Below are 24,275 nucleotides of genomic sequence, written 5' to 3' on the forward strand. Positions count from 1 at the left end.
ACAACACCACAACGACACGACAACGGAGCCGTGATGGCAGGCAACACTCTTGGACAACTCTTTCGCGTAACCACCTTCGGCGAGTCGCATGGTCTGGCGCTCGGCTGCATCATTGACGGCGTGCCGCCGGGCATTGCGCTGAGCGAAGCCGACCTGCAACACGATCTCGATCGCCGCCGTCCTGGCACCTCCCGTTACACCACGCAGCGCCGCGAACCGGACCAGGTGAAAATTCTCTCCGGCGTGTTTGAAGGCGTGACGACCGGCACCAGCATCGGCCTGCTGATTGAAAACACCGATCAGCGCTCCCAGGATTACAGCGCCATTAAAGATGTGTTCCGTCCAGGGCATGCCGATTACACCTACGAACAGAAATATGGTCTGCGCGACTATCGCGGCGGCGGGCGCTCTTCCGCGCGTGAAACCGCCATGCGGGTGGCGGCAGGCGCTATCGCTAAAAAATATCTGGCGCAGAAATTCGGCATCGTCATCCGCGCCTGCCTGACCCAGATGGGCGATATTCCGCTGGAGATCAAAGACTGGGCGCAGGTGGAGCAGAACCCGTTCTTCTCACCGGATGCCGATAAGCTGGAAGCGCTGGACGAACTGATGCGCGCGCTGAAAAAAGAGGGCGACTCCATCGGCGCGAAAGTGACAGTGGTCGCCGACAACGTGCCGCCGGGCCTCGGCGAGCCGGTATTCGACCGCCTCGATGCCGACATCGCCCACGCGCTGATGAGCATTAACGCCGTTAAGGGCGTTGAGATTGGCGAAGGGTTTGGCGTCGTGGCGCTGAAAGGCAGCGAGAACCGTGACGAAATCACCAAAGAGGGGTTTCAGAGCAACCACGCGGGCGGCATTCTCGGCGGCATCAGCAGCGGCCAGCAGATTGTTGCGAATATCGCGCTGAAGCCCACCTCCAGCATCACCGTGCCGGGCCGCACCGTTAACCGCTTCGGCGACGAAGTGGAGATGATCACCCGCGGTCGTCACGATCCGTGCGTGGGCATTCGCGCGGTGCCGATCGCCGAGGCGATGATGGCTATCGTGCTGATGGATCACCTGCTGCGTCACCGCGCCCAGAACGCGGATGTCACCACCACGCTTCCTCGCTGGTAAGTAAATGAAAAAACTCTGCTTAGCCTTGCTGGCGCTGCTTGCTTGCAGCGCGGCAAGCGCCGCCACGCCGTGGCAGAAAATTACTCAGCCGATCCCGGGCGCCGCCCAGTCGATCGGCACCTTTTCCAATGGCTGTATCGTCGGCGCGCAGCCGCTGCCAATAGAGTCAGAGCATTATCAGATAATGCGCACCGACCAGCGCCGTTATTTTGGTCATCCGGAGTTGGTGCGCTTTATCGAACGTCTGAGCAATCAGGTCAATCAGTTACAGCTCGGCACCGTACTGGTGGGCGATATGGGCATGCCAGCGGGCGGGCGCTTTAACGGCGGCCACGCCAGTCACCAGACGGGGCTTGATGTCGATATTTTCCTGCAACTGCCGAAAACGCGCTGGAGCGCGGCGCAACTGCGCCGTCCGCAGGCGCTGGATTTGGTGTCAGACGACGGGAAATCCGTGGTGCAGTCACTCTGGAAGCCGGAAATCGGCGGGCTGATTAAGCTCGCGGCGCTGGATGATGAAGTGACCCGCATCTTCGTAAATCCGGCCATCAAGCAGCAGCTCTGCCTGGATGCCGGGCCGGATCGCGACTGGCTGCGCAAAGTGCGTCCGTGGTTCCAGCATCGCGCCCATATGCACGTGCGTCTGCGTTGCCCGCCGGACAGCCTGGAGTGCGTGGAGCAGGATCCGCCGCCGGCGGGGGATGGCTGTGGCGACGAGCTGCAAAGCTGGTTCAAGCCTGCGGCGCCTGGCAGCAGCAAGCCTGAGAAAACCACGCCGCCGCCATTGCCGCCGTCGTGTCAGGCGTTGCTCGACAAACACGTTCTTTAACACCGACTAAGGATGGCCGTGATGGACTGGTTTATGGTTTCGCCGCTGTTGCTGACCGCGCTCTTTTTTGTCGCGTTGCTGGCGGGCTTTATCGATGCCCTCGCGGGCGGCGGCGGGCTTCTGACCGTGCCTGCGCTGCTGGCGGCGGGCATGTCGCCTGCCCAGGCGCTGGCGACCAATAAACTGCAGGCGTGCGGCGGCTCGCTGTCCGCCTCGCTCTATTTTATCCGTCGCGGCGTGGTCAGCCTGCGTGACCAGAAGCTCAACATCCTGATGACGTTTATCGGCTCCACCAGCGGCGCCCTGCTGGTGCAGCATGTGCAGTCCGATATTCTGCGCCAGATCCTGCCGGTGCTGGTGATCGCCATCGGCCTCTATTTTCTGCTAATGCCGCGCCTTGGCGAAGACGATCGCCAGCGCAGGCTGTATGGCCTGCCGTTCGCGCTGGTGGCGGGCGGGTGCGTCGGTTTTTACGATGGTTTTTTCGGCCCCGGCGCGGGCTCGTTTTATGCGCTGGCGTTTGTGACGCTCGCCGGTTTTAACCTCGCCAAATCCACCGCCCACGCCAAAGTGCTTAACGCCACCTCTAACGTCGGCGGTTTGCTGCTGTTCATCATCGGCGGCAAAGTTATCTGGGGTACCGGCTTTGTGATGCTTGCCGGTCAGTTTCTCGGCGCGCGCTTAGGCTCGCGTCTGGTATTAAGTAAAGGACAGCGCCTGATCCGCCCGATGATCGTTATCGTTTCGGCGGTGATGAGCGCCAAATTGTTATATGACAGCCACGGACAGGAGATCCTCCACTGGCTGGGGATGGCGTAATGCGTGAACACCACTATCAGGATTTAATCTCTATTTTCGACGGCTGTTTTGCCGTCGATTTTAATACCCGTCTGATTAAAGGCGACGACGAACCGATCTATCTTCCGGCAGATGCCGATGCGCCTTATCACCGCGTGGTCTTCGCTCACGGGTTTTACGCCAGCGCCCTGCATGAAATTTCGCACTGGTGCATCGCAGGTAAAGCGCGGCGCGAGCTGGTGGATTTCGGCTACTGGTACTGCCCGGACGGGCGCGATGCGCAAACCCAGGGCAAATTTGAAGATGTGGAAGTCAAACCGCAGGCGCTGGAATGGCTGTTCTGCGTGGCGGCGGGCTTTCCGTTTAACGTCAGCTGCGACAACCTCAACGGCGATTTCGACCCGGATCGCATTGCGTTTCAGCGCCGGGTACACGGTCAGGTGATGCAGTATCTGACCGACGGCATTCCCGAACGTCCGGCGCGCTTTATCGCGGCATTACAGGATTTTTACCAGACGCCGCCGCTGGCGGCGCAACAATTCCCATGGCCGGAAGACTTGTGCTAATCGCCATGTTATTAACCGAGGAAAACGAATGATTGCCGAATTTGAAGCACGTATTCTGGCGCTGATTGATGAGATGGTGGAGCACGCGAGCGATGACGAACTGTTCGCCAGCGGCTATCTGCGCGGGCACCTGACGCTTGCCGTCGCGGCGCTTGAGCAGGGTGACGACCACTCTCAGCAGGCGGTATATACCCAGGTGACTAACAGTCTCGAAACCGCGATCCACGCGGGCGAACTCTCGCCGCGCGATCAGTCGCTGGTGCTGGGTATGTGGGATAACCTGTTCCAGCAGGCTAAGCTCAACTGAGCCTGTAAACCTGCGCGCCGCCGGGCGCGCAGGTCATCACCTTATTACGCCTGCGCTTCCAGCCGAAACACTCGCGTTCCCGCGTTCAGCCGGGTCACCTGCTCCGACATCACATCCGCGGATCCCGCCAGCTCTTCCACCATTGACGCGTTGCTCTGCGTCACTTTATCCAGTTCCGCAATCGCCAGGTTTATCTGCTCAATGCCGCGCTGTTGCTCCTGCGTCGCCATGTTGACCTCGTTCAGCAGATCGTGAACGCGCGTCGCGTTGGCGATGATATCGTGCATGGCGCTTTCCGCCGTCTTCACCAGCGTCGCCCCTTCGCCCACTTTATTGGTGGTGCCGGCAATCAGCTGACGAATATCTTTTGCCGCTTCTGAGCTACGGTGGGCGAGATTGCGCACTTCGCCCGCAACGACCGCGAACCCTTTGCCGTGCTCCCCGGCGCGCGCGGCCTCTACGGCGGCGTTCAGCGCGAGGATATTCGTCTGAAACGCGATCCCTTCTATCAGGGCGATAATCTCCGTCATTTTGTCTGCGCTTGCGGAAATCGCCTGCATGGTGCCGGAAACCTGGCTCATCACCACGCCGCCTTGTTGAGCGCTGGAGGCGGCATTGCCCGCCATCAGCCGCGCCTGATGCGTATGCTCGGCGTTATTTTTCACGGTGGAGGTGATCTGCTCCATGCTGGCGGCGGTTTCGATAAGCGCGGCGGACTGCTGCTCGGTGCGAGCGGAAAGTTCGCGGTTACCGGAGGCGATTTCGCCCGCGTGGTTGAAGACCGTTTCCGCCGAGTGGCGAATGGCCGAGATAAGCTTACGCAGTTCATTTTGCATCGTGCCGAGCGAGCTCAAAAGATTGTTATCGCCGCGCCAGGTCACCGGGTGGCTCAGATCGCCCTGCGAAATGGTGTACGCGATCGCCTGCGCTTTGGCGGGCTCGCCGCCGAGCTGGCGCATCAGGTTGCGGGTAAGCAGGGTTGCAATCACGCCGCTTGCCGCAAGCGCCACCATGCCGAGAATAATTTGTATCCATGTCGCGGAGGAATAGCCCTGCGCCGCGCTTTTCGCCTCGGCGTCCGCCGCGGCGATTTCGTTTTTCTCAAGCTCAGCCAGATCCGCCATCAGTTGCGTGCGGTACTGGCGCGAGTTATCGCCGCTGATTTTACTGGCAAGCGCAATATCTTCCTGCGCTAATGCCGCCAGCACCTGATTATTGGATTGTGAAAAGGCTTTAAAATTATCGACGATTTTTGTCGCGAGCGGCGGCAGAGCGGCGCCCTGATATAAACGGACATAATGATGTTGCGCGTCGAGGAAATTATTAATCGCCTGTTGCAGCTCTTTCTGATGCTTTTCTCTCTCGGTATGCGTAGTGGAGGCGATCATCTGCACCTGCTGAAGGCGCAGCTCCGATAAAACACCTCGCATTTCAAGCGTATACCGGACGGCCGGAAAGCGCTCGGTCAGAATAAACGACGCGCTCTTATTATTATTGCTGAGAAAATAAAGTGATAAAGCTCCCAATACGAGCATCAATGCGAGAATAACAGAGAGGCTCATTATTATCTTTTGAGAAAATTTAAGATTATTCATTGTTAGCGGGCCATAGTATTTACCGGAACGGTAAACACTATTAACGGCACGCGCCTGAGTTTCCGCAGAGGGCTTTATTAACCTGGATCAAGCTTTGGTGAAATGATTTTTCAGAAATATCAGAAGCGTGTGCCAGCCATTGCGGCGCGCGCTGACGCGCCGCAAAAGCGTTAACCGGCCGCGCGGCCTTTCAGCAATTTACGCACCCACAGCCGGTTTGGGTTCAGGGCCGCGAGCGTCGCGCCATCCAGCGGCAGCGGCTCGCCGTTCATCTGCGAGGCTAAAATCTCCGCGGCCAGCGGCGCGCTGCACAGCCCGCGCGAGCCAAGCGCGCCCAGCACAAAGAGATTCTCCAGCACCGGCGCGGGCGCGACCGTTTCCGGCGCGCTGGCATGGTGGGAAAGCGTAGCGTAATCGCGAAGCGTGGCGGCGTAATCCGGCGCGTTGCCGACCATCGGCAGATGATCGCGCGTGGCGCAGCGCACGCCGCAGCGGGCGTCGCCCGCGCTGACGTCTACGTCCTGCGTCCAGGCTGCGGCAGGCAGGCAGTCGATAAGCCGCTGGCGGTTGTGCTGCTGGTCCTCTTCCTGATAGCGCATCTCGCTGACGCCGCGATGATAGCTGGCGCCGATACAGTGCATGCCGTTCGCCGGATTTTGCGGCGTCAGGTAGCCGTCATAACACAGCACCTGGCGCAGCGCGCCGAGGCCCGGAGTGGTGGGAATATGGCTCACCTGGCCGCCGACCGGGTAGACCGGCAGCGTTTCGGTTTGCGGAAAACCGCTGAGCTGATGACCGTTCGCCAGCACCACAACCGCGTGACGCGCCTGCGCGCCGCTCGCGAAATCCAGCCGCCAGCCCCCGTTTTCAGGGTACAGCGCGCTGACCCTGTGCCCGTAACGCACCCGCAGGCCGTGCGTCTGCGCAAGCGTCACTACGCCCGCGGTTAATTGCGCCGGGCAGAGCCAGCCACCCTGCGGATATTCAATGCCGCCGCAGCCGGTTTCCACGCCGCTGCGTTCGCGCACCGTATCGCTGTCAACGCCGCGCGCCAGGGATTCTGGCAGACCGAGCTCCAGCATCTGGCTGATTTTGGTCTGGCTTTTTTCATCCCAGCCAAGCTGCGTTACGCCGCACCAGTCTTTATCGAAACTGACCGGCAGCGCGTCATAGAGTCGGCGGGCGAAGGTGAACGCCGCCGGGAAGAAGGCGGCCAGCGCCGCGTCGTGGTGGCTTAATAAAGGATAGAGCGCGCCCTGGCGGTTGCCCGACGCGCCCTGCGCCGGAGCGTCATCTTCGCAGTAGAGCGTCACCTGCCAGCCGCGCCTTTGTAAGGCGAGCGCGAGCAGGGCGCTGGCGATACCGCCGCCGACAATCGCCACGTCTTTATCACCGCTCGCCGGGCGGCGCGCATACCAGGGCGCGCGGACAGGCGGCGGGACATCAACGCTCAGCGCGCCCGTCAGCATTTCGCGCTTGCGCCCGAACCCCTTGCGCTTCACCACGTTAAAACCGGCGTCAATCAGCCCGCGGCGCACAAAGCCCGCGGAGGTAAATGTCGCGAGCGTACCGCCCGGGCGGGCGAGGCGCGCCATCGCGGCAAACAGGCCGGGCGTCCACATATCGGGGTTTTTCGACGGCGCGAAACCATCCAGAAACCAGGCGTCAACCTGGCGGTTGTGTGTGTCATCCAGCGCGTCGACCAGTTCGTTGATGTCGCCGAGCCATAAATCGAGCGTGACGCGACCGTCATCCAGCAGCACCCGCTGACACCCCGGCAGCGCCATCGGCCACTGCGCCTGGAGCTGTTGCGCCCAGGGCGCGAGTTCCGGCCAGTGGGCGTGCGCGCTGGCAAGATCGGCGGGCGTCAGCGGAAATTTTTCAAAACTGATGAAGTGCAGGCGCTGTAGCGCGGCGTCCGGGTGCGCGTCGCGAAACGCCGCGAACGCCTGCCAGAGCGTCAGAAAATTAAGCCCGGTGCCAAACCCGCTTTCGGCGACAATAAAGCTGTCACGCGGGTGTGTCATAAAGCGTTCAGGGAGCTGATTGCCGTTCAGAAAGACGTAGCGGGTCTCTTCCAGACCGTCGTCATTGGAAAAATAAACGTCATCAAAATCTCGGGAAACAGGTGTACCCTCATTATTAAACGTCAGGCTGGCAGGCTGGATGGCGATAGGTTTCACGTAAATTGCTCGAATGACAGGCAGTCGCACGATCTTAGCGAGCCCGGTCGGACATCGCAAATTTCTTGCCAATCTGGCTGATCGGACTTGTTCGGCGTACAACTGTACGCTATCTTGCGACACGACACTTACTTAGCGTACTCGAAGAGGTATTGAATGAAACGTGCAGTAATTACTGGCCTGGGCATTGTTTCCAGCATCGGTAATAACCAGCAGGAAGTCCTGGCATCCCTGCGTGAAGGACGCTCGGGGATCACTTTCTCTCAAGAATTTTTCGACGCAGGTATGCGTAGCCACGTCTGGGGCAACGTGAAGCTGGACACCACCGGTCTGATTGACCGTAAAGTGGTGCGCTTCATGAACGACGCCTCTATTTATGCTTACCTCTCCATGCAGGAAGCTATCAAAGACGCGGGTCTGCCCGACGAGGTGTATCAGAATAACCCGCGCGTCGGGATCGTTGCCGGCTCCGGCGGCTCGTCCAAAGCCCAGGTGTTCGGCGCTGACGCGATGCGCAGCCCGCGCGGCCTGAAAGCGGTCGGCCCTTATGTGGTCACCAAAGCGATGGCTTCTGCGGTTTCCGCCTGCCTCGCGACCCCGTTTAAAATCCACGGCGTTAACTACTCCATCAGCTCCGCGTGTGCGACTTCCGCGCACTGCATCGGCAACGCGGTTGAGCAGATCCAGCTTGGCAAACAGGACATCGTGTTTGCGGGCGGCGGCGAAGAGCTGGGCTGGGAAATGGCGTGTGAATTCGACGCGATGGGCGCGCTCTCTACCAAATACAACGAGACCCCGGAAAAAGCCTCCCGTACCTATGATGCAAGCCGTGACGGCTTCGTTATCGCAGGCGGTGGCGGTATGGTCGTGGTTGAAGAGCTGGAGCACGCGCTGGCGCGCGGCGCGCACATTTACGCAGAAATCGTCGGCTACGGCGCAACTTCCGATGGCGCCGACATGGTCGCGCCGTCTGGCGAAGGCGCGGTACGCTGCATGAAGATGGCGATGCACGGTCTGGATACGCCGATTGACTACCTGAACTCCCACGGTACGTCTACGCCAGTTGGCGACGTGAAAGAGCTTGGCGCTATCCGTGAAGTGTTCGGCGACAACACGCCGGCTATCTCCGCGACTAAAGCGATGACCGGCCACTCGCTGGGCGCCGCAGGCGTGCAGGAGGCTATCTACTCCCTGCTGATGCTGGAGCACGGCTTTATCGCGCCGAGCATCAACATTGAAGAACTGGATGAGCAGGCGAACGGCATGAACATCATCACCGCGCCAGTTGAGCGCGAGCTGACGACCGTCATGTCCAACAGCTTCGGTTTTGGCGGCACCAACGCCACGCTGGTCATGCGTAAATACCAGGCGTAATGTCTCTTTAAAAGAAATGGAGCCGAAAGGCTCCTTTTTTTATGTTTATCTCCCGCGTTTTACTTTCCCGCATTTCCTTATCTGAAATATTCTGGATAATCTCCTTGTCGCCGCGGCGTCATACATAAAATTTATCTTAAGAATAACCTCTTGTTTTAATAGATGTTACTTTCAAACCCTGGCACGTCACGGCTATTCAAAAAATGCGTTATTTTACCTGCGCTTAAATTATTGGTGATTTATTTAATTTCACTTAAGTCAATAAAAATTAATTTAACTTAAAAATAACTAACTGATAAATAATATTTATTTTAAGAAAAATCACTTTATTGGCTCCTTCCATAAAGTTACGGCATTTTTTGACGATATATCTATGTATAGATAAGCGGTCGTTTAATTCTATTAACGGTAACGCTTAGCGGAAACGCATATCACATCATGCCATTCTTAATCTTTTCAAAAAGATAAGAGTGAAGGACGCAGCATAAAAGAAATCCGAAATCTGTTTGCGGAATTCAGGGACTAGTTGTTTGCCTCTTACGAGGCCTTGCCAGCCGGGGAAACCAACCATGCCCACAGACACATCTCTGGGTAAAGGGACTTTATTAACCAAAGGGAGAGTGATTCCACTCATTATCCTGTCATGTTCAGGTGCGGCCTCTGCCAGCGTAAAGAAGGATGCCGATGACGTCTTCACGTATGTGCCTTCTGTAACAGCCGCGGATGTCGTCACGCGCACTAACTTTAACCGACCGCTGTTTATCACCAGCGCGTCCACCGCGCGCGCGGCGGGCATCAACGGCGCGGGCATTAAAGTCGGCGTGGCGGATACCGGTATTTTGACCACGCATCCGGCGCTGCAGGGCGTGGTGAAGGGCGCCCTGAACTATGTCGATCCGAAAACCAATAACCTGAGCGTCGGCGATGTCCGCGGCCACGGCACGATGGTCGCCCAGACGCTTGCCGGACGCGCCACGGGCCTGTTCACCGGCGGTACCGCGCCAGGCGCGACGCTTATCAGCGCGCGTATCATTCCTGATGTCGCCAACACCCGCCAGAGCCTGAATTTCGGGCAGATCAACTACGATCTGGCGCGCGCGGGCGCGAAAATTATCAACAACTCCTGGGGTATCCCTGACTGGAACCCGGCCAGTACCGCCACGACCAATTATTTCGTGAACGCCTGGAAGCCATTTATCTCGTCGTACAACGGGCTGATTGTGTTTGCGAGCGGCAACGACGGCGCGGCGAACCCGGTAGGCGTAGCGAAGCTTCCTTCGCTGTCACCGAAGTCCGGGCTGGATAAAGGCTGGCTGGTCGCCACGGCGGTCGACACCTTTAACCCGAGCTATATCGCAAGCTACGCCAACCGCTGCGGCGTCATGAAAAACAGCTGTCTGGCGGCGCCTGGCAGCGTTTACGTGCAATCAACCGACAGCACCGGTAAACCAGTGCTGCGCCTGGTCAGCGGCACGTCCTTCGCCGCCCCTCAGGTCTCCGGCGTGGCGGCGATGGTGTGGCAGAAATACCCCTACTTCACTAACGATCTGGTGCGCCAGACGGTGCTCGGCACTGCGACCGACATCGGCGCGCCCGGCGTGGACGCGGTGTTTGGCTACGGGCTGTTGAATGCGGCGAAGGCGATTAACGGCCCGGCGAAATTTGACTGGGGCACCGTGAGCGTGGCGTTTAACAGCTACACCTCGACCTGGGGCAACGCCATCAGCGGCAGCGGCGGATTAGTTAAAAGCGGTACCGGTAAGCTGGTGCTGACGCAGGACGCCAGCTATACCGGTACAACGCAGGTACTGGGCGGCACGCTGTCGTCCGCGAAAAGCCTGGCCTCCGCGGTGACGATAGGTCGCGCGGGCACGCTGGATGTACGCACGGTAAAAGGCAATGTCGATAACAGCGGTTATGTGCTGCTGCGCGACGGCAAAACGCGCTTTGTGCGCAACTACACGCAGCGCGCCACCGGCAGCCTGGCGTTTATGCTCGGCTCGACGCTGGATGTCACCGGACGCGCGACGCTTGCCGGGAATCTGCATCTGCTTGGCGTGCCGACAGGCTACGTCACCCAGGCGCGCCAGCCGGTGGTCAACGCTGGCGCACTGTCTGGCCGGTTCAGCCGCTTTACGCAGTCGGCGGGCGTTTTCCTGACCGGCTCGCTCGGGTACAGCACAAAGCAGGTATGGCTTAACATCAAACGTCTGCAGGTCACGCAGACGAAAGTCGCCAGCACGTCTGCGGCCACGCAGTCCGCCGCCGTGCGTCTGGAGCAGGCGTTTACGCAGCTTGATAAACAGGTGGCGACCGGCGTGGCGGTTCGCGCCAGTTCGTTCGCTTCGGCGGCAGCCGAATTGCAGCGCATTCCGAACAATCAGTCTGCCCGCGCGGCGCTGGAGAGTCTCTCTGGCCAGCTTCCGGCGGCAACGGCGGCCCTGACCTGGCAGGCTATCAATGTGAATCAGCGCAGCAGCGCGACGCACATCAGTGAACTGCTCGACGCGCCGCAAAGCCGTAGCTGGAGCGACACGCTTTCCTGGAACGGCAGCCTCGGACGCAACGGGTTCTCGCCGGTCAGTTATTCCATGAAAGGGTGGGTGACCGGCCAGGATCGGTTTATCGATGAGCATACGTTTATCGGCACTTCGCTCTCGCGCACGGAAACATTCAGCGCGCTGAGCAGCGGCGGCGAGCGCAACACCGGCAGCCTCAGTGAAGCCGCGCTGTACGGCGGTAAGATTTACGGCGGCTACTACCTGACCGGGCGTCTGGCGTCCGGTTACTACGACGGCCAGCAGAAACGTATGCTGTGGCTCGGCAGCCGTTCCGAGCGCGTCAACAGCCGCCAGAGCGGCAGCTGGATGTCGCTTGGCAGCGAGACCGGCTATCGCTTCAGCGTAGAAGGCCTGGAAGTGACGCCGTTTATCGATACGCAATACATCACGCTGAAGCAGGACGCCTTTAGCGAGAAAAGCGCCTCGGGTTTCGGCCTGCGCGCCGACAACCAGACCACCACACGCTGGCAGGCGGGCGCAGGGCTGCGCGCGGCTTATGCGTTCGATCTGAAAACCCACGGGCGGCTGGATCTGAGCTTTCAGACCCATCTGCAACGCGCGTTAAGCCAGGATGAAGGGCGCTATCAGGCGAGCTTTACCGGCGTGGATCAGTCGGTGCCGCTCCACGGCGTGACGGCGCCTGAGAAAACGCTTACCAGCGCGGTGTCGCTGGGCTGGCAGGTCAATCCGGCGCTGAACCTGAATCTGACCGGCGAGCAGGAGACCAGCGACGGGCGCAACAGCAACCGCAGCGTGATAGCCGGCGTGTCGTTAAGTTTCTGATACGTGGATGGCAGTAAAAGAAAAGGCGTCGAAAGACGCCTTTTTGCTGTCTGTCAGATAACCAGCCAGAGCAGAACGAGAACCAGCACCAGCAGGAACATCGCGAGGCCGGGTTTGGCGGAAATCTGCTTCATCGGTTGGGTGAAAAACGCGATAAACGGGCTGTAGATAGGCTGAATATGGCGCACTTCGAGCGTTTCCTGCGACCCTTCAGAGCGACGAATAAAGACCTGATTAAGAATATCCTGCACCTGCGCGGTGGTCAGCACCGTTTGCGGCGTCGCCTGGAAGCGCTGCTGCGCGTAGTCGCTAATATCCTGCCATTCACGTGACTCCAGCGGCTGGCGCAGCGCGGCCTGAATGCTGTGCAGCGTCGGCGCGGGCTGGTCGGCCAGCGTCTGGCGCGCGACAAGCCATGTGGAGAGCGCCGCGAAATGCTTCGCCGGGATCAGCTCGCCGCTTTTCACGCCGGAAAGCTCCAGCATCGACTGCCAGATAAGCTTCGGCGATTCGCCGGTCGCGGCCGCAAGCTTGGTCACCTGCTGGTTAAGGGTATTGTGCTCGGCAGGCTGCATCGGGCGATCTGTCGCCGGGCGCTGTTGCGGCTGCGGGATATTAAGCTGCGCGTTTTGCAGCAGCGTCAGCACGCTTTTCAGCTGTTCCCCGGAAAGCTGGTTCAGCGCGGTATGGCCGAACTGCTGGCGAATGTAATCGCTCACCGCCTGGCGGTTGTTGCCGACGCTCAGAAGCTCGGTCAGTTGCGACAACACCTGGCGCTGCGTGTGGGACTGCTGGGCCTGACCTAACCGCTGGTTAAGGTTTTGCTCGGCGGCGGGGAAGTGGCGCGAGAGCAGCGGCGCATCGCTCTTTAGGCCCAGATCGTGCTTCATACCGGCCCAGACTTCAGCGCTTTGCTGCTGGGTCAGCGCCACGAGGCGGGTGATAAGCCGCTCCAGCACCGTGCGCTGCTGGGTGGAAAGCGGCTGCTCGCCTGCGGAGTGGGGCGATGTGGGAGGCTCGCCCGCCGGGCGGGGCGTGGCGCCATGAATGGGTTGCATCATCAATAATCCTTAACCTGACCGGACGGTGCCGCGAAACTAACCACGCTGTTAAGTATGCCTGGCGGCGAGATTATGGCACACTTAACGGCTATCTCCCGCACATAAACAGGTAGAGAAACGTGAAAATCCTCGTTGATGAAAATATGCCTTACGCACGCGAGCTGTTCAGCCGTCTTGGCGAAGTGCAGGCCGTACCGGGGCGCCCGATCCCGCAGGCGGAACTGAGCGATGCCGACGCCCTGATGGTGCGCTCGGTGACGCAGGTGAATCGCGATTTGCTGGACGGTAAAAACATCCGGTTTGTCGGCACCGCCACGGCGGGCACCGACCACGTTGATGAAAACTATTTACGCGAGGCGGGCGTCGCGTTTTCCGCCGCGCCCGGCTGCAACGCGATTGCGGTGGTGGAGTATGTCTTTTCCGCGCTGCTGATGCTTGGCGAGCGTGACGGTTTTGCGCTCACCGACCGCACCGTCGGGATCGTCGGCGTAGGCAACGTCGGTTCGCGCTTACAGGCGCGCCTTGAGGCGTTAGGCGTGCGCACGCTGCTGTGCGATCCGCCGCGTGCCGATCGCGGCGACCGCGGCGATTTCCGCCCGCTTGACGAACTGGTGCGCGAGGCCGATATCCTCACGTTCCATACCCCGCTCTTTAAAGACGGGCCCTATAAGACGCTGCATCTGGCCGACGAAGCGCTGATCGCGCGCCTGAAGCCTGGCGCTATTCTGATTAACGCCTGCCGCGGCCCGGTGGTCGATAACACCGCTCTGCTGGCGCGCCTTGAGGCGGGGCAGCCGCTCAGCGTCGTGCTGGACGTCTGGGAGCCGGAGCCTGCGCTGAACGTTGAGCTTTTAAAACGCGTTGATATTGGCACCGCGCATATCGCGGGCTATACGCTCGAAGGCAAAGCGCGCGGCACCACGCAGGTGTTTGAGGCGTACAGTCAGTTCCTCGGCGCGCCGCAGCAGGTGGCGCTGGCTACGCTGTTGCCGCCGCCGGAATTCGGCCGCGTGACGCTCCAGGGGCCGCTCGACCAGGCGACGCTGAAACGGCTGGTGCATCTGGTGTATGATGTGCGCCGCGACGATGCCCCGCTTCGGCGTGTGGCGGGCGTTCCGGGCGAGTTTGATAAACTTCGCAAAAATTACCAGGAGCGCCGCGAATGGTCGTCGCTCTATGTGCAGTGCGATGACGAAGCCGCCGCCGCGCTGCTGCAAAAGCTGGGTTTTAACGCGACCCATCATCCGATCCGTTAATCACTGATTCTCTTCTTCCCCGCGCAACGGGCGGGGAAGGCATTTTTATTTTCTGGAGTAAAACCACCATGTCTGAAGGCTGGAATATCGCCATACTGGGCGCGACGGGCGCCGTGGGAGAGGCCCTGCTTGAGCAACTCGCCGAGCGTCAGTTCCCGGTGGGTGACCTTTATGCGCTGGCGCGCAACGAAAGCGCGGGCGAAACGCTGCGCTTTAACGGTAAAAGCGTGCAGGTGCAGGACGCTGAGAATTTCGACTGGACCCAGGCGCAGCTCGCCTTTTTCGTCGCGGGCCCGGAGGCCAGCGCGCGCTATGTTGATGACGCGACCAACGCCGGTTGTCTGGTTATTGACTCCAGCGGCCTGTTTGCGCTTGAGCCGGACGTGCCGCTGGTGGTGCCGGATGTGAACCCGTATGTGCTGGCCGATTACCGCAACCGTAACGTGGTGGCGGTGGCGGACAGCCTGACCAGTCAGCTCCTGACGGCGCTGCGCCCGCTGATGGAAGCGGGGGGGCTGTCGCGTATTCAGGTGACGAACCTGCTGGCGGCATCCGCCCAGGGCAAAGCGGCGGTGGATGCGCTGGCGGGGCAGAGCGCGCGCCTGCTGAACGGGATGCCGGTCGATGACGACGATCACTTTGGCCGCCAGCTGGCGTTCAACGTGTTGCCGCTGCTGCCGGACCGCGAAGGCAGCGTGCGCCAGGACCGCCGTCTGGTGGATGAAGTACGCAAAGTATTGCAGGACGACGGCTTAATGATTTCCGTGGCCAGCGTACAGGCGCCGGTGTTTTACGGCCACGCCCAGATGGTGAATTTCGAAGCGCTGCGACCGCTCGCGGCGGAAGAGGCGCGCGACGCGCTGGAGCGCGATCAGGATATCGCGCTCTCCGAAGAGAACGACTATCCGACCCAGGTGGGCGACGCCTCCGGTAGCGTGCATCTTTCTATCGGCTGCGTGCGTAACGACTACGGGATGCCGGAGCAGATCCAGTTCTGGTCGGTCGCCGATAACGTGCGCTTCGGCGGCGCGCTGATGGCAATCAAAACCGCGGAGAAACTGCTGCAGGAGTACGTGTACTGATGTCGGAAGGTCTGGAAAAGCCGGTGAGGAAAATCGCGCTCGGCATTGAGTACGACGGCAGTAAATATTACGGCTGGCAGCGTCAGCAGGAAGTGCGCAGCGTTCAGGAAAAGCTTGAAAAGGCGCTCTCGCAGGTGGCGAACGAGCCGGTTAACGTCTTCTGCGCGGGCCGCACCGACGCGGGCGTGCACGCCACCGGCCAGGTGGTGCACTTCGAAACCACCGCTGTGCGCAAGGACGCCGCCTGGACGCTGGGCGTAAATGCGAATTTACCTGGTGACATCGCGGTGCGCTGGGTTAAAGATGTGCCCGCGGAGTTTCACGCCCGGTTCAGCGCCACGGCTCGCCGTTACCGCTACGTTATCTATAATCACCGTTTGCGGCCGGCGGTGCTCTCGCAGGGGGTGACGCATTACCACCTGCCGCTGGACGCACAGCGTATGCACCGGGCGGCGCAGTGCCTTATCGGCGAGAACGACTTTACCTCGTTTCGCGCGGTGCAGTGCCAGTCCCGCACGCCCTGGCGCAACCTGATGCATATCAACGTTGAGCGCTTCGGGGCGTACATTGTGGTGGATATCAAGGCTAACGCGTTTGTGCATCATATGGTGCGCAATATCGTTGGCAGCCTGATGGAAATAGGCTGCGGTAACCAGCCGGAGAGCTGGATGGCAGAACTGCTGGCGGCTAAGGACAGAACGCTCGCGGCAGCGACGGCGAAAGCGGAAGGGCTCTATCTGGTGTCGGTGGATTATCCGGCGCAGTTTGCGCTTCCGAAGCCGCCGATGGGCCCATTTTTTTTAGCTGACTGACAGCAGTCGGGGAAGAAGAACCAGTATGGACATTATTCGCTTTCTGATTGATTTTATTTTACATATCGACGTGCATCTGGCGGAGCTGGTGGCACAGTACGGGATCTGGGTATACGCGATCCTGTTCCTGATCCTGTTTTGCGAAACCGGGCTGGTCGTGACGCCGTTTCTGCCGGGCGATTCGCTGCTGTTCGTGGCGGGCGCTATCTCGTCGCTGCCGTCCAACGATCTCAATGTGCACCTGATGGCGCTTTTAATGGTCATCGCCGCGATCCTCGGCGACGCGGTGAACTACACTATAGGCCGACTCTTTGGCGCGCGGCTGTTCAGCAACCCGGATTCAAAAATCTTCCGGCAGAGCTATCTTGATAAAACGCATGCGTTTTATGAGCGCCACGGCGGTAAAACGATTATCCTCGCCCGTTTCGTGCCGATCGTGCGCACCTTCGCGCCGTTCGTCGCCGGGATGGGGCATATGTCCTACCGTCATTTTGCCCTGTTTAATGTCGTGGGCGCGCTGTTGTGGGTTCTGCTGTTTACCTACGCAGGCTACTTCTTTGGCGCGATGCCGTTTATTCAGGACAATCTGAAGTTGCTGATTGTCGCTATTATTGTCGTCTCGGTATTGCCGGGCGTATATGAAGTGGTGCGTCACAAACGCGCCGCGGCGCGCCAGACAAAATAAGCCCTCTGGCGGTTCGACCACTTTTTTATCCAAAGTCGCGGGCCGTTATGGTTTAATGAGCACCATTTATGGTCTGTGGAAGGCAATAATGGCATTATGCGCCCCCACAGAAAAACTGGCATCGACCAGGTTCAGGCAGAAAGGTTATCAATGAGCTGGATTGAACGAATTCTCAATAAAAGCAATATTACTCCCACTCGCAGGGCAAACATCCCGGAAGGGGTGTGGACCAAGTGCGACAGCTGCGGCCAGGTACTCTACCGCGCCGAACTGGAGCGTAACCTTGAGGTTTGCCCGAAATGCGATCACCACATGCGCATGGCGGCACGCGACCGTCTGCACAGCCTGTTAGACGAAGGGTCGCTGGTGGAACTGGGCAGTGAGCTTGAGCCGAAAGATGTGCTGAAGTTCCGTGATTCCAAAAAATACAAGGACCGTCTGGCGAGCGCCCAGAAAGAAACCGGCGAGAAAGACGCGCTGGTGGTGATGAAAGGCACCCTGCATGGTATGCCGATTGTCGCGGCGGCGTTTGAGTTCGCCTTTATGGGCGGCTCCATGGGCTCCGTCGTTGGCGCGCGTTTCGTGCGTGCGGTTGAGCAGGCGCTGGAAGACAACTGCCCGCTTATCTGCTTCTCCGCCTCCGGCGGCGCGCGTATGCAGGAAGCGCTGATGTCGCTGATGCAGATGGCGAAAACCTCCGCTGCGCTGGCGAAAATGCAGGAGCGTGGTCTGCCGTACATCTCCGTGCTGACCGACCCGACCATGGGCGGCGTTTCCGCGAGCTTCGCGATGCTTGGCGATCTGAACATCGCCGAGCCGAAAGCCCTGATCGGCTTCGCCGGTCCGCGCGTTATCGAGCAGACCGTGCGTGAAAAACTGCCGGCTGGCTTCCAGCGCAGTGAGTTCCTGATCGAAAAAGGCGCAATCGATATGATCGTGCGTCGTCCGGAGCTGCGCCTGAAGCTTGCCAGCATTCTGGCGAAGCTGATGAACCTCCCGGCGCCAAGCCCGGACGCGCCGCGTGAAGCGGTGGTGGTGCCGCCGGTGCCGGAGCAGGATCAAGAGGCCTGATAGTCATGAAGGGCAGGGCCACCAGGCGCTGCCCTTCTTGTTTATGAACCGTAACCAGGATACGGGCACCATGGAAAAGCAACACCTTCCCCAAGCCACGTCGCCTCTGGCCACGTGGCTTTCTTATCTGGAAAACCTGCACGGTAAAACCATCGACATGGGCCTTGAGCGCGTCTCACGCGTGGCGGCATTGCTTGATGTGGTGAAACCCGCGCCGTTTGTCTTCACTGTCGCGGGCACCAACGGCAAAGGCACCACCTGCCGCACGCTCGAGGCGGTGCTGATGGCCGCCGGTTTTCGCGTGGGCGTTTACAGCTCGCCGCATCTGGTGCGCTACACCGAGCGCGTGCGCGTGCAGGGCGAAGAGCTTGCCGAAAGCCAGCACACCGCCGCGTTTGCGGAGATTGAAGCCGTGCGCGGTGAAACCTCTCTTACATACTTTGAATACGGCACGCTATCCGCGCTGTGGCTCTTTAAGGAGGCGCAGCTGGATGTCGTGATCCTCGAAGTGGGGCTTGGCGGGCGTCTGGACGCCACCAACCTGGTGGATTGCGATGTGGCGGTGGTCACCAGCATTGCGCTCGATCACACCGACTGGCTGGGGCCGGATCGCGAAAGCATCGGGCGTGAGAAAGCCGGTATTTTCCGGGCGGGCAAACCGGCGGTGGTGGGCGAGACGGATATGCCGCAGTCCATCGCGCAGGTGGCGCGGGAGAAGGGCGCGCGGCTGCTGCGCGTGAACGACGCCTGGCGCTATGAGGCCGATAGTGACGGCTGGCGTTTTAGCGACGGCGATGGCGAACTGATTCACCTCCCGCTCCCGCAGGTGCCGCAGCCTAACGCGGCGACCGCGCTGGCCGCGCTTCGCGCAAGCGGCCTTACGGTTAGCGAGCAGGCTTACCGCGACGGCATTGCGCGCGCCACGCTGCCGGGGCGTTTCCAGATTGTGAGCGAGGCCCCGCGCATCATTCTGGATGTCGCTCATAATCCGCACGCGGCGGGGTATCTGGCGCAGCGGCTCGCGCAGTCGCCATCCGCCGGGCGCGTACTGGCGGTTATCGGCATGCTGCATGATAAAGATATCGCCGGCACCCTCGCCTGTCTGGAGAGGGTCGTGGATAGCTGGTATTGTGCCCCTCTGGACGGGCCGCGCGGCGCCCGCGCCGAAGAGCTTGCGGAACATCTGCAGGCCAGCGCTGTCTTTGATAGCGTGGCGCAGGCCTGGCATGCGGCGCTGGCCGACGCGCAGCCTGCCGATACGGTACTGGTATGCGGGTCGTTTCATACCGTCGCACAGGTAATGGAAGAGATGGACGCGGGGAGACGAGGTGGCGAGTAAGTTTCAGAACCGATTAGTCGGCACGATTGTGCTGGTGGCGCTGGGGGTTATCGTGCTGCCAGGGCTGCTGGACGGCCAGAAAAAACATTATCAGGATGAGTTCGCGGCGATCCCGCTGGTGCCGAAGCCAGGCGATCGCGACGAGCCGGATATGCTGCCTGCCGCGACGCAGGCGCTGCCGTCTCAGCCGCCGGAAGGCGCGGCGGAAGAGGTGAGGGCCGGTAACGCGGCGACTTCTTCCATCGACACCACGCGCCTGCCTGCCGAAACTGGCGCGGAGCTTGATGAAGTGCCGGTGACGCCTGCGAAGCCGAAGGCGACGGAGCCCGCGAAAACGCGCGCCGCCGATAAGCCTCAGAACAAGCCGCAGCGGGATAAAACCGACGAGCAACTGGCGATGGTGAGCGAGGCCGAAGCGCCAGCGCCTGCGAAAACCACGCCGCCGGAGAAACCGCAAACGCCGCCAGCGGGCAAGGCGTATGTCGTGCAGCTCGGCGCGCTGAAAAATGCCGATAAAGTGAATGAAATAGTCGGCAAACTGCGCTCGGCGGGTTACCGGGCGTATACGTCGCCGTCCACGCCGGTGCAGGGGAAAATCACTCGCATTCTGGTAGGGCCGGAGGCGTCGAAAGATAAGTTAAAATCGTCGCTGGGCGAGCTGAATAGCCTGTCGGGGCTGAACGGCGTGATAATGAATTACAGCGTGAACTAAGCGGTCCGGCGCCTTTTTCTCAGGCGCACCGAGAAACCGCATCGCGCCACAGACGGCCTGCAGCAGGCGCGTTTTTAACGCCCGCGGGCGTAACGGACGGATGGCGTTGAAGATTTTTTCAACGCCATTTTTTATTAACGCGTGGAAAGGAAATCCCTACGCAAACGTTTTCTTTTTCTGTTAGAATGCGCCCCGAACCGGATGTCAGGGCGTTTTATCGTGGGACACATTCATGGTCTGGATAGATTACGCCATCATTGCAGTAGTGGGTTTCTCGTGCCTGGTCAGCCTCATCCGCGGGTTCGTGAGAGAGGCGCTGTCGCTGGTCACCTGGGGCTGCGCTTTCTTTGTCGCCAGTCATTACTACACTTACCTGGCAGTCTGGTTCACCGGCTTTGAAGACGAACTGGTACGTAATGGGATTGCTATCGCGGTGCTGTTTATCGCGACGCTTATCGTCGGTGCGATAGTCAACTATGTGATTGGCGCGCTGGTGGAGAAAACCGGCCTGTCGGGTACAGACAGGGTGTTGGGGATCTGTTTCGGCGCCTTGCGAGGCGTGCTGATTGTCGCCGCCATTCTGTTCTTTCTTGATACCTTCACGGGCCTGTCCAAAAGCGAGGACTGGCAAAAGTCGCAGCTCATCCCACAGTTCAGTTTCATCATCAGATGGTTCTTTGACTATCTGCAAAGCTCGTCAAGTTTCCTGCCCCGGTAATCGTGCCGGGGGCGGTCTTTGAATTGAGGAAAAGACAACATGTGCGGTATTGTCGGGATCGCCGGTGTTATGCCGGTCAACCAGTCGATTTATGACGCGTTATCGGTGCTTCAGCACCGCGGGCAGGATGCCGCAGGCATCATCACCATCGATGCGAATAATTGCTTCCGTCTGCGTAAAGCGAACGGCCTGGTGAATGATGTATTCGAAGCCCGCCACATGCAGCGTCTGCAGGGTAATATGGGTATTGGTCATGTGCGCTACCCGACAGCAGGCAGCTCCAGCGCCTCTGAAGCCCAGCCGTTCTATGTGAACTCGCCCTACGGCATTACGCTTGCCCATAACGGCAACCTGACGAACGCCCATGAACTGCGCAAAATGCTCTTTGAAGAGAAGCGCCGTCATATCAATACCACCTCAGATTCTGAAATCCTGCTCAATATTTTCGCCAGCGAGCTGGATAACTTCCGTCACTACCCGCTGGAAGCGGACAACATCTTCGCGGCCATCGCGTCGATGAACCGCCTGATCCGCGGCGCTTACGCGTGTGTGGCGATGATTATCGGCCACGGCATGGTGGCGTTCCGAGATCCTAACGGCATCCGCCCGCTGGTGCTTGGCAAGCGCGACGCCGGCAACGGCCGCGCCGAATACATGGTGGCCTCCGAGAGCGTGGCGCTTGATACGCTGGGCTTTGAATTCCTGCGCGATGTCGCCCCTGGCGAAGCGGTGTACATCAGCGAAAAAGGCCAGCTGTTCACCCGCCAGTGCGCCGATAACCCGGTCAGCAACCCGTGCCTGTTTGAATATGTGTACTTCGCGCGCCCGGACTCCTTTATCGACAAGATTTCCGTGTACAGCGCCCGCGTGGAAATGGGTAAAAAGCTCGGCGAGAAAATCGCCCGCGAATGGGAAGACCTGGATATCGACGTGGTGATCCCGATTCCGGAAACCTCCTGCGATATCGCGCTTGAGATTGCGCGTATTCTCAACAAACCCTACCGCCAGGGTTTTGTGAAAAACCGCTACGTCGGCCGTACCTTTATCATGCCGGGCCAGCATCTGCGTCGTAAGTCGGTGCGCCGCAAACTCAACGCCAACCGCGCCGAGTTCCGCGATAAAAATGTGCTGCTGGTCGATGATTCCATCGTGCGCGGCACCACGTCCGAGCAGATTATCGAGATGGCCCGCGAGGCGGGGGCGAAGAAAGTCTATCTGGCCTCTGCCGCGCCGGAAATTCGCTTCCCGAACGTTTACGGTATCGACATGCCGAGCGCCAACGAGCTTATCGCTCACGGCCGCGAAGTGGACGAAATCCGCCAGATCATCGGCGCTGACGGCCTGATTTTCCAGGATCTCGACGACCTCATTGAAGCCGTGCGCGCCGAGAATCCGGATATTCAGCAGTTCGAATGTTCGGTCTTTAACGGCGTTTACGTCACCAAAGATGTCGATCACCAGTACCTGGAATACCTCGAATCTCTGCGTAACGACGACGCCAAAGCGGTAATGCGCCAGAACGAAGTTGAAAACTTAGAAATGCACAACGAAGGCTAACCTTCCTGCGTGCCGTCGCCCCTTGCGCAACGCGAGGGGCGAAATCCCCGTTTGCATCTCGCCGCGTCTTGCGGCAAAGTCTCGCTCAGTGCTCCTTTTCCAGATAACTCCATGAAAAAAATCATTGTCGGCATCTCTGGCGCCAGCGGCGCGATTTACGGCATCCGGCTGTTGCAGACGCTGCGCGCCGTGCCGGATGTGGAAACGCATCTCATCATGAGCCAGGCGGCGCGCCAGACGCTGGCGCTGGAAACGGACATGAGCGTGCGCGACGTACAGGCGCTGGCCGACGTGAACCACGACGCGCGCGATATCGCCGCCAGCGTCTCCTCCGGCTCGTTTAAAACCGACGGAATGATTATCCTGCCGTGTTCGATTAAAACGCTCTCCGGCATCGTGAACAGCTATACCGACGGCCTGCTGACCCGTGCGGCGGATGTAGTGTTGAAAGAGCGACGTCGGCTGGTGCTATGCGTGCGTGAAACGCCGCTGCATCTCGGCCATCTGCGCCTGATGACCCAGGCGGCGGAACTCGGGGCGATTATTATGCCGCCCATGCCTGCGTTTTATCATCGCCCGCAGACGCTGGATGACGTGATTAACCAGACGGTAAACCGCGCGCTCGATCAGCTTGATATCACGCTGCCCGCCGACCTCTTCACCCGCTGGCCCGGCGCGTAACGCGCGCCACGGTGAGGCAAAGCGCAGCGCGGCGCCTCATTTTGGGGCAATTCTGCAAGCGCGATCATATCCTCGACATTTAATCCCGCCTTTTGCCATTTCACGCTCAGCGTCTGCTGTGCGGAGTGCTATCTTTCATTCACACAACTTCATTGCAACCATTTTTTAACAAATCCAGTCGGCACGCGCGGTCGCGTAAAGCTGGCATGGGAAGTGCAACGTCTGGTTGCAACACACAACGCAACAGATAATAAAATCAGAAAACTTGAGGGTAATGTATGAAGAAGAAGGTGCTCGCGTTCTCCTTACTGCTTGGCCTTTCCACCAGCGCCAGCGTTTTCGCCGCGCTGCCCCAGACGGTGCGCATTGGTACGGATGCCACTTACGCGCCGTTTTCCTCAAAAGACGCCAAAGGCGATTTTGTCGGGTTTGATATCGATCTCGGCAACGAGATGTGTAAACGCATGCAGGTGAAATGCACCTGGGTCGGCAGCGATTTCGATTCGCTGATCCCGTCGCTGAAGGCGAAAAAAATCGACGCGATTATCTCTTCGCTCTCGATTACCGAAAAGCGCCAGAAAGAGATCGCCTTCTCTGACAAGCTCTACGCCGCCGATTCCCGCCTGATCGCCGCCAAAGGCGCGACCATTCAGCCAACCATTGAATCGCTGAAAGGCAAACATGTTGGCGTGCTTCAGGGCTCAACCCAGGAAGCCTACGCGAATGAGAAATGGCGCGGCAAGGGCGTTGATGTGGTGGCGTACCAGAACCAGGATTTGATTTACTCCGATCTCTCCGCCGGTCGTCTGGATGCGGCGCTCCAGGATGAAGTGGCGGCCAGCGAAGGCTTTCTTAAACAGCCTGCCGGGAAAGAGTACGCGTTTGCCGGCCCGTCGGTAAAAGATAAAAATTACTTCGGCGACGGCACCGGCGTGGGTCTGCGCAAAGATGACGCCGAGCTGAAAGCGGCGTTCGACAAAGCGCTCGGCGAAATCCGCAAAGATGGCACCTACGACAAAATGGCGAAGAAATATTTCGACTTTAACGTCTATGGCGACTGACCGTCTGTCACCTTTTCGCCAGCCGGTCACCACAATAGTGCGTGCCTGGCTGGCGTGACGCAAAATAGTGCGTCTTATGCACCATAAAAGGGCATAAGCGCATTTCTAAGCACGAAGAATGAAAA

21 protein-coding genes are annotated in these 24,275 nt (G+C 59.6%); 18 read left to right on the top strand and 3 right to left on the bottom strand.

Translation table 11 applies throughout. From position 1 onward, the window contains the following. Positions 1–33: 33 nt before the first annotated feature. From aroC to AACV31_RS00540, 5 genes are read left to right on the top strand one after another with little or no spacing between them, the layout of a single operon-like run. Positions 34–1,119: a chorismate synthase gene (gene aroC, locus AACV31_RS00520; protein ID WP_007762926.1), complete on the top strand. Its 1,086-nt coding sequence runs from the start codon at positions 34–36 to the stop codon at positions 1,117–1,119. Between the two features lie 4 nt (positions 1,120–1,123). Then, positions 1,124–1,948, top strand: coding sequence for a penicillin-insensitive murein endopeptidase (mepA, locus tag AACV31_RS00525; protein ID WP_165154854.1), 825 nt, complete (start codon positions 1,124–1,126; stop codon positions 1,946–1,948). A 21-nt stretch (positions 1,949–1,969) separates the two neighbouring features. Next, positions 1,970–2,767 carry a sulfite exporter TauE/SafE family protein gene (locus AACV31_RS00530; RefSeq protein ID WP_007762924.1) on the top strand — a complete coding sequence of 266 codons (798 nt, stop codon included), beginning with the start codon at positions 1,970–1,972 and terminating at the stop codon, positions 2,765–2,767. Then, positions 2,767–3,312, top strand: coding sequence for an elongation factor P hydroxylase (locus AACV31_RS00535; protein WP_075198324.1), 546 nt, complete (start codon positions 2,767–2,769; stop codon positions 3,310–3,312). Before AACV31_RS00530 ends, AACV31_RS00535 begins: the two co-directional genes overlap by 1 nt. Before the next feature lie 28 nt (positions 3,313–3,340). After that, complete coding sequence (locus AACV31_RS00540; RefSeq protein WP_007762922.1) at positions 3,341–3,619, top strand: YfcL family protein; 279 nt, start codon at positions 3,341–3,343, stop codon at positions 3,617–3,619. Between the two features lie 44 nt (positions 3,620–3,663). Here the strand turns inward: AACV31_RS00540 and AACV31_RS00545 are convergent, their stop codons facing one another. Further along, positions 3,664–5,214: a methyl-accepting chemotaxis protein gene (locus AACV31_RS00545; protein ID WP_165154852.1), complete on the bottom strand. Its 1,551-nt coding sequence runs from the start codon at positions 5,212–5,214 to the stop codon at positions 3,664–3,666. A 170-nt stretch (positions 5,215–5,384) separates the two neighbouring features. Continuing rightward, positions 5,385–7,397 carry a bifunctional tRNA (5-methylaminomethyl-2-thiouridine)(34)-methyltransferase MnmD/FAD-dependent 5-carboxymethylaminomethyl-2-thiouridine(34) oxidoreductase MnmC gene (gene mnmC, locus AACV31_RS00550; protein ID WP_165154850.1) on the bottom strand — a complete coding sequence of 671 codons (2,013 nt, stop codon included), beginning with the start codon at positions 7,395–7,397 and terminating at the stop codon, positions 5,385–5,387. Between the two features lie 156 nt (positions 7,398–7,553). On the opposite strand from mnmC, the gene fabB reads away from it, so the two are divergent. Together fabB and AACV31_RS00560 are read left to right on the top strand one after the other, a co-directional pair. Next, a complete protein-coding gene (fabB, locus tag AACV31_RS00555) occupies positions 7,554–8,771 on the top strand; it encodes a beta-ketoacyl-ACP synthase I (RefSeq protein ID WP_015741959.1) in 1,218 nt (405 codons plus the stop codon). Positions 8,772–9,472: 701 nt separating this feature from the next. Then, a complete protein-coding gene (locus tag AACV31_RS00560; protein ID WP_242658682.1) occupies positions 9,473–12,115 on the top strand; it encodes an autotransporter serine protease in 2,643 nt (880 codons plus the stop codon). 53 nt (positions 12,116–12,168) lie between these two features. Here AACV31_RS00560 and flk read toward each other — a convergent pair whose 3' ends face one another. Further along, entirely contained in the window at positions 12,169–13,176 is a 1,008-nt protein-coding gene (flk, locus tag AACV31_RS00565) for a flagella biosynthesis regulator Flk (protein ID WP_007762907.1), read from the bottom strand. A gap of 119 nt (positions 13,177–13,295) precedes the next feature. Here flk and pdxB point away from each other — a divergent pair, with 119 nt between their 5' ends. From pdxB to argT, 11 genes are all read left to right on the top strand, one after another. Next, complete coding sequence (pdxB, locus tag AACV31_RS00570) at positions 13,296–14,432, top strand: 4-phosphoerythronate dehydrogenase PdxB (RefSeq protein ID WP_165154848.1); 1,137 nt, start codon at positions 13,296–13,298, stop codon at positions 14,430–14,432. 68 nt (positions 14,433–14,500) lie between these two features. Further along, positions 14,501–15,514, top strand: a complete 1,014-nt coding sequence (locus tag AACV31_RS00575; RefSeq protein WP_075199657.1) for an aspartate-semialdehyde dehydrogenase — start codon at positions 14,501–14,503, stop codon at positions 15,512–15,514. Beyond that, entirely contained in the window at positions 15,514–16,326 is an 813-nt protein-coding gene (gene truA, locus AACV31_RS00580) for a tRNA pseudouridine(38-40) synthase TruA (protein ID WP_165154846.1), read from the top strand. Before AACV31_RS00575 ends, truA begins: the two co-directional genes overlap by 1 nt. A 25-nt stretch (positions 16,327–16,351) precedes the next feature. Beyond that, positions 16,352–17,011 carry a DedA family protein gene (locus AACV31_RS00585; protein WP_075199656.1) on the top strand — a complete coding sequence of 220 codons (660 nt, stop codon included), beginning with the start codon at positions 16,352–16,354 and terminating at the stop codon, positions 17,009–17,011. Between the two features lie 150 nt (positions 17,012–17,161). Then, positions 17,162–18,082 (top strand): acetyl-CoA carboxylase, carboxyltransferase subunit beta, encoded by a 921-nt coding sequence (accD, locus tag AACV31_RS00590; protein WP_015741952.1) that lies wholly within the window; start codon positions 17,162–17,164, stop codon positions 18,080–18,082. A gap of 70 nt (positions 18,083–18,152) precedes the next feature. Further along, entirely contained in the window at positions 18,153–19,421 is a 1,269-nt protein-coding gene (folC, locus tag AACV31_RS00595; protein ID WP_075199660.1) for a bifunctional tetrahydrofolate synthase/dihydrofolate synthase, read from the top strand. Beyond that, positions 19,411–20,133 carry a cell division protein DedD gene (dedD, locus tag AACV31_RS00600; protein WP_007762868.1) on the top strand — a complete coding sequence of 241 codons (723 nt, stop codon included), beginning with the start codon at positions 19,411–19,413 and terminating at the stop codon, positions 20,131–20,133. Before folC ends, dedD begins: the two co-directional genes overlap by 11 nt. Positions 20,134–20,365: 232 nt before the next feature. Then, the gene (gene cvpA, locus AACV31_RS00605) at positions 20,366–20,851 is read left to right on the top strand and encodes a colicin V production protein (protein ID WP_004386645.1); all 486 of its coding nucleotides are present in this window, start codon (positions 20,366–20,368) and stop codon (positions 20,849–20,851) included. Positions 20,852–20,890: 39 nt separating this feature from the next. Further along, complete coding sequence (gene purF / locus AACV31_RS00610) at positions 20,891–22,408, top strand: amidophosphoribosyltransferase (protein WP_075199655.1); 1,518 nt, start codon at positions 20,891–20,893, stop codon at positions 22,406–22,408. A gap of 111 nt (positions 22,409–22,519) precedes the next feature. Then, entirely contained in the window at positions 22,520–23,089 is a 570-nt protein-coding gene (locus AACV31_RS00615; protein ID WP_165154844.1) for a UbiX family flavin prenyltransferase, read from the top strand. Between the two features lie 278 nt (positions 23,090–23,367). After that, entirely contained in the window at positions 23,368–24,150 is a 783-nt protein-coding gene (argT, locus tag AACV31_RS00620) for a lysine/arginine/ornithine ABC transporter substrate-binding protein ArgT (RefSeq protein WP_105538387.1), read from the top strand. Positions 24,151–24,275 lie beyond the last annotated feature (125 nt).

It is taken from the genome of Cronobacter sp. EKM101R (assembly GCF_963888145.1).
GTDB classification, from domain to species: domain Bacteria; phylum Pseudomonadota; class Gammaproteobacteria; order Enterobacterales; family Enterobacteriaceae; genus Cronobacter; species Cronobacter turicensis.

Excerpts from the sequence above, each read along its gene's own strand:
- aroC (WP_007762926.1), top strand. The coding sequence starts at position 34 with ATGGCAGGCAACACTCTTGGACAACTCTTTCGCGTAACCACCTTCGGC.
- mepA (WP_165154854.1), top strand. The coding sequence starts at position 1,124 with ATGAAAAAACTCTGCTTAGCCTTGCTGGCGCTGCTTGCTTGCAGCGCG.
- AACV31_RS00530 (WP_007762924.1), top strand. The coding sequence starts at position 1,970 with ATGGACTGGTTTATGGTTTCGCCGCTGTTGCTGACCGCGCTCTTTTTT.
- AACV31_RS00535 (WP_075198324.1), top strand. The coding sequence starts at position 2,767 with ATGCGTGAACACCACTATCAGGATTTAATCTCTATTTTCGACGGCTGT.
- AACV31_RS00540 (WP_007762922.1), top strand. The coding sequence starts at position 3,341 with ATGATTGCCGAATTTGAAGCACGTATTCTGGCGCTGATTGATGAGATG.
- AACV31_RS00545 (WP_165154852.1), bottom strand. The coding sequence starts at position 5,214 with ATGAATAATCTTAAATTTTCTCAAAAGATAATAATGAGCCTCTCTGTT.
- fabB (WP_015741959.1), top strand. The coding sequence starts at position 7,554 with ATGAAACGTGCAGTAATTACTGGCCTGGGCATTGTTTCCAGCATCGGT.
- flk (WP_007762907.1), bottom strand. The coding sequence starts at position 13,176 with ATGATGCAACCCATTCATGGCGCCACGCCCCGCCCGGCGGGCGAGCCT.
- AACV31_RS00575 (WP_075199657.1), top strand. The coding sequence starts at position 14,501 with ATGTCTGAAGGCTGGAATATCGCCATACTGGGCGCGACGGGCGCCGTG.
- truA (WP_165154846.1), top strand. The coding sequence starts at position 15,514 with ATGTCGGAAGGTCTGGAAAAGCCGGTGAGGAAAATCGCGCTCGGCATT.
- AACV31_RS00585 (WP_075199656.1), top strand. The coding sequence starts at position 16,352 with ATGGACATTATTCGCTTTCTGATTGATTTTATTTTACATATCGACGTG.
- accD (WP_015741952.1), top strand. The coding sequence starts at position 17,162 with ATGAGCTGGATTGAACGAATTCTCAATAAAAGCAATATTACTCCCACT.
- folC (WP_075199660.1), top strand. The coding sequence starts at position 18,153 with ATGGAAAAGCAACACCTTCCCCAAGCCACGTCGCCTCTGGCCACGTGG.
- cvpA (WP_004386645.1), top strand. The coding sequence starts at position 20,366 with ATGGTCTGGATAGATTACGCCATCATTGCAGTAGTGGGTTTCTCGTGC.
- purF (WP_075199655.1), top strand. The coding sequence starts at position 20,891 with ATGTGCGGTATTGTCGGGATCGCCGGTGTTATGCCGGTCAACCAGTCG.
- AACV31_RS00615 (WP_165154844.1), top strand. The coding sequence starts at position 22,520 with ATGAAAAAAATCATTGTCGGCATCTCTGGCGCCAGCGGCGCGATTTAC.
- argT (WP_105538387.1), top strand. The coding sequence starts at position 23,368 with ATGAAGAAGAAGGTGCTCGCGTTCTCCTTACTGCTTGGCCTTTCCACC.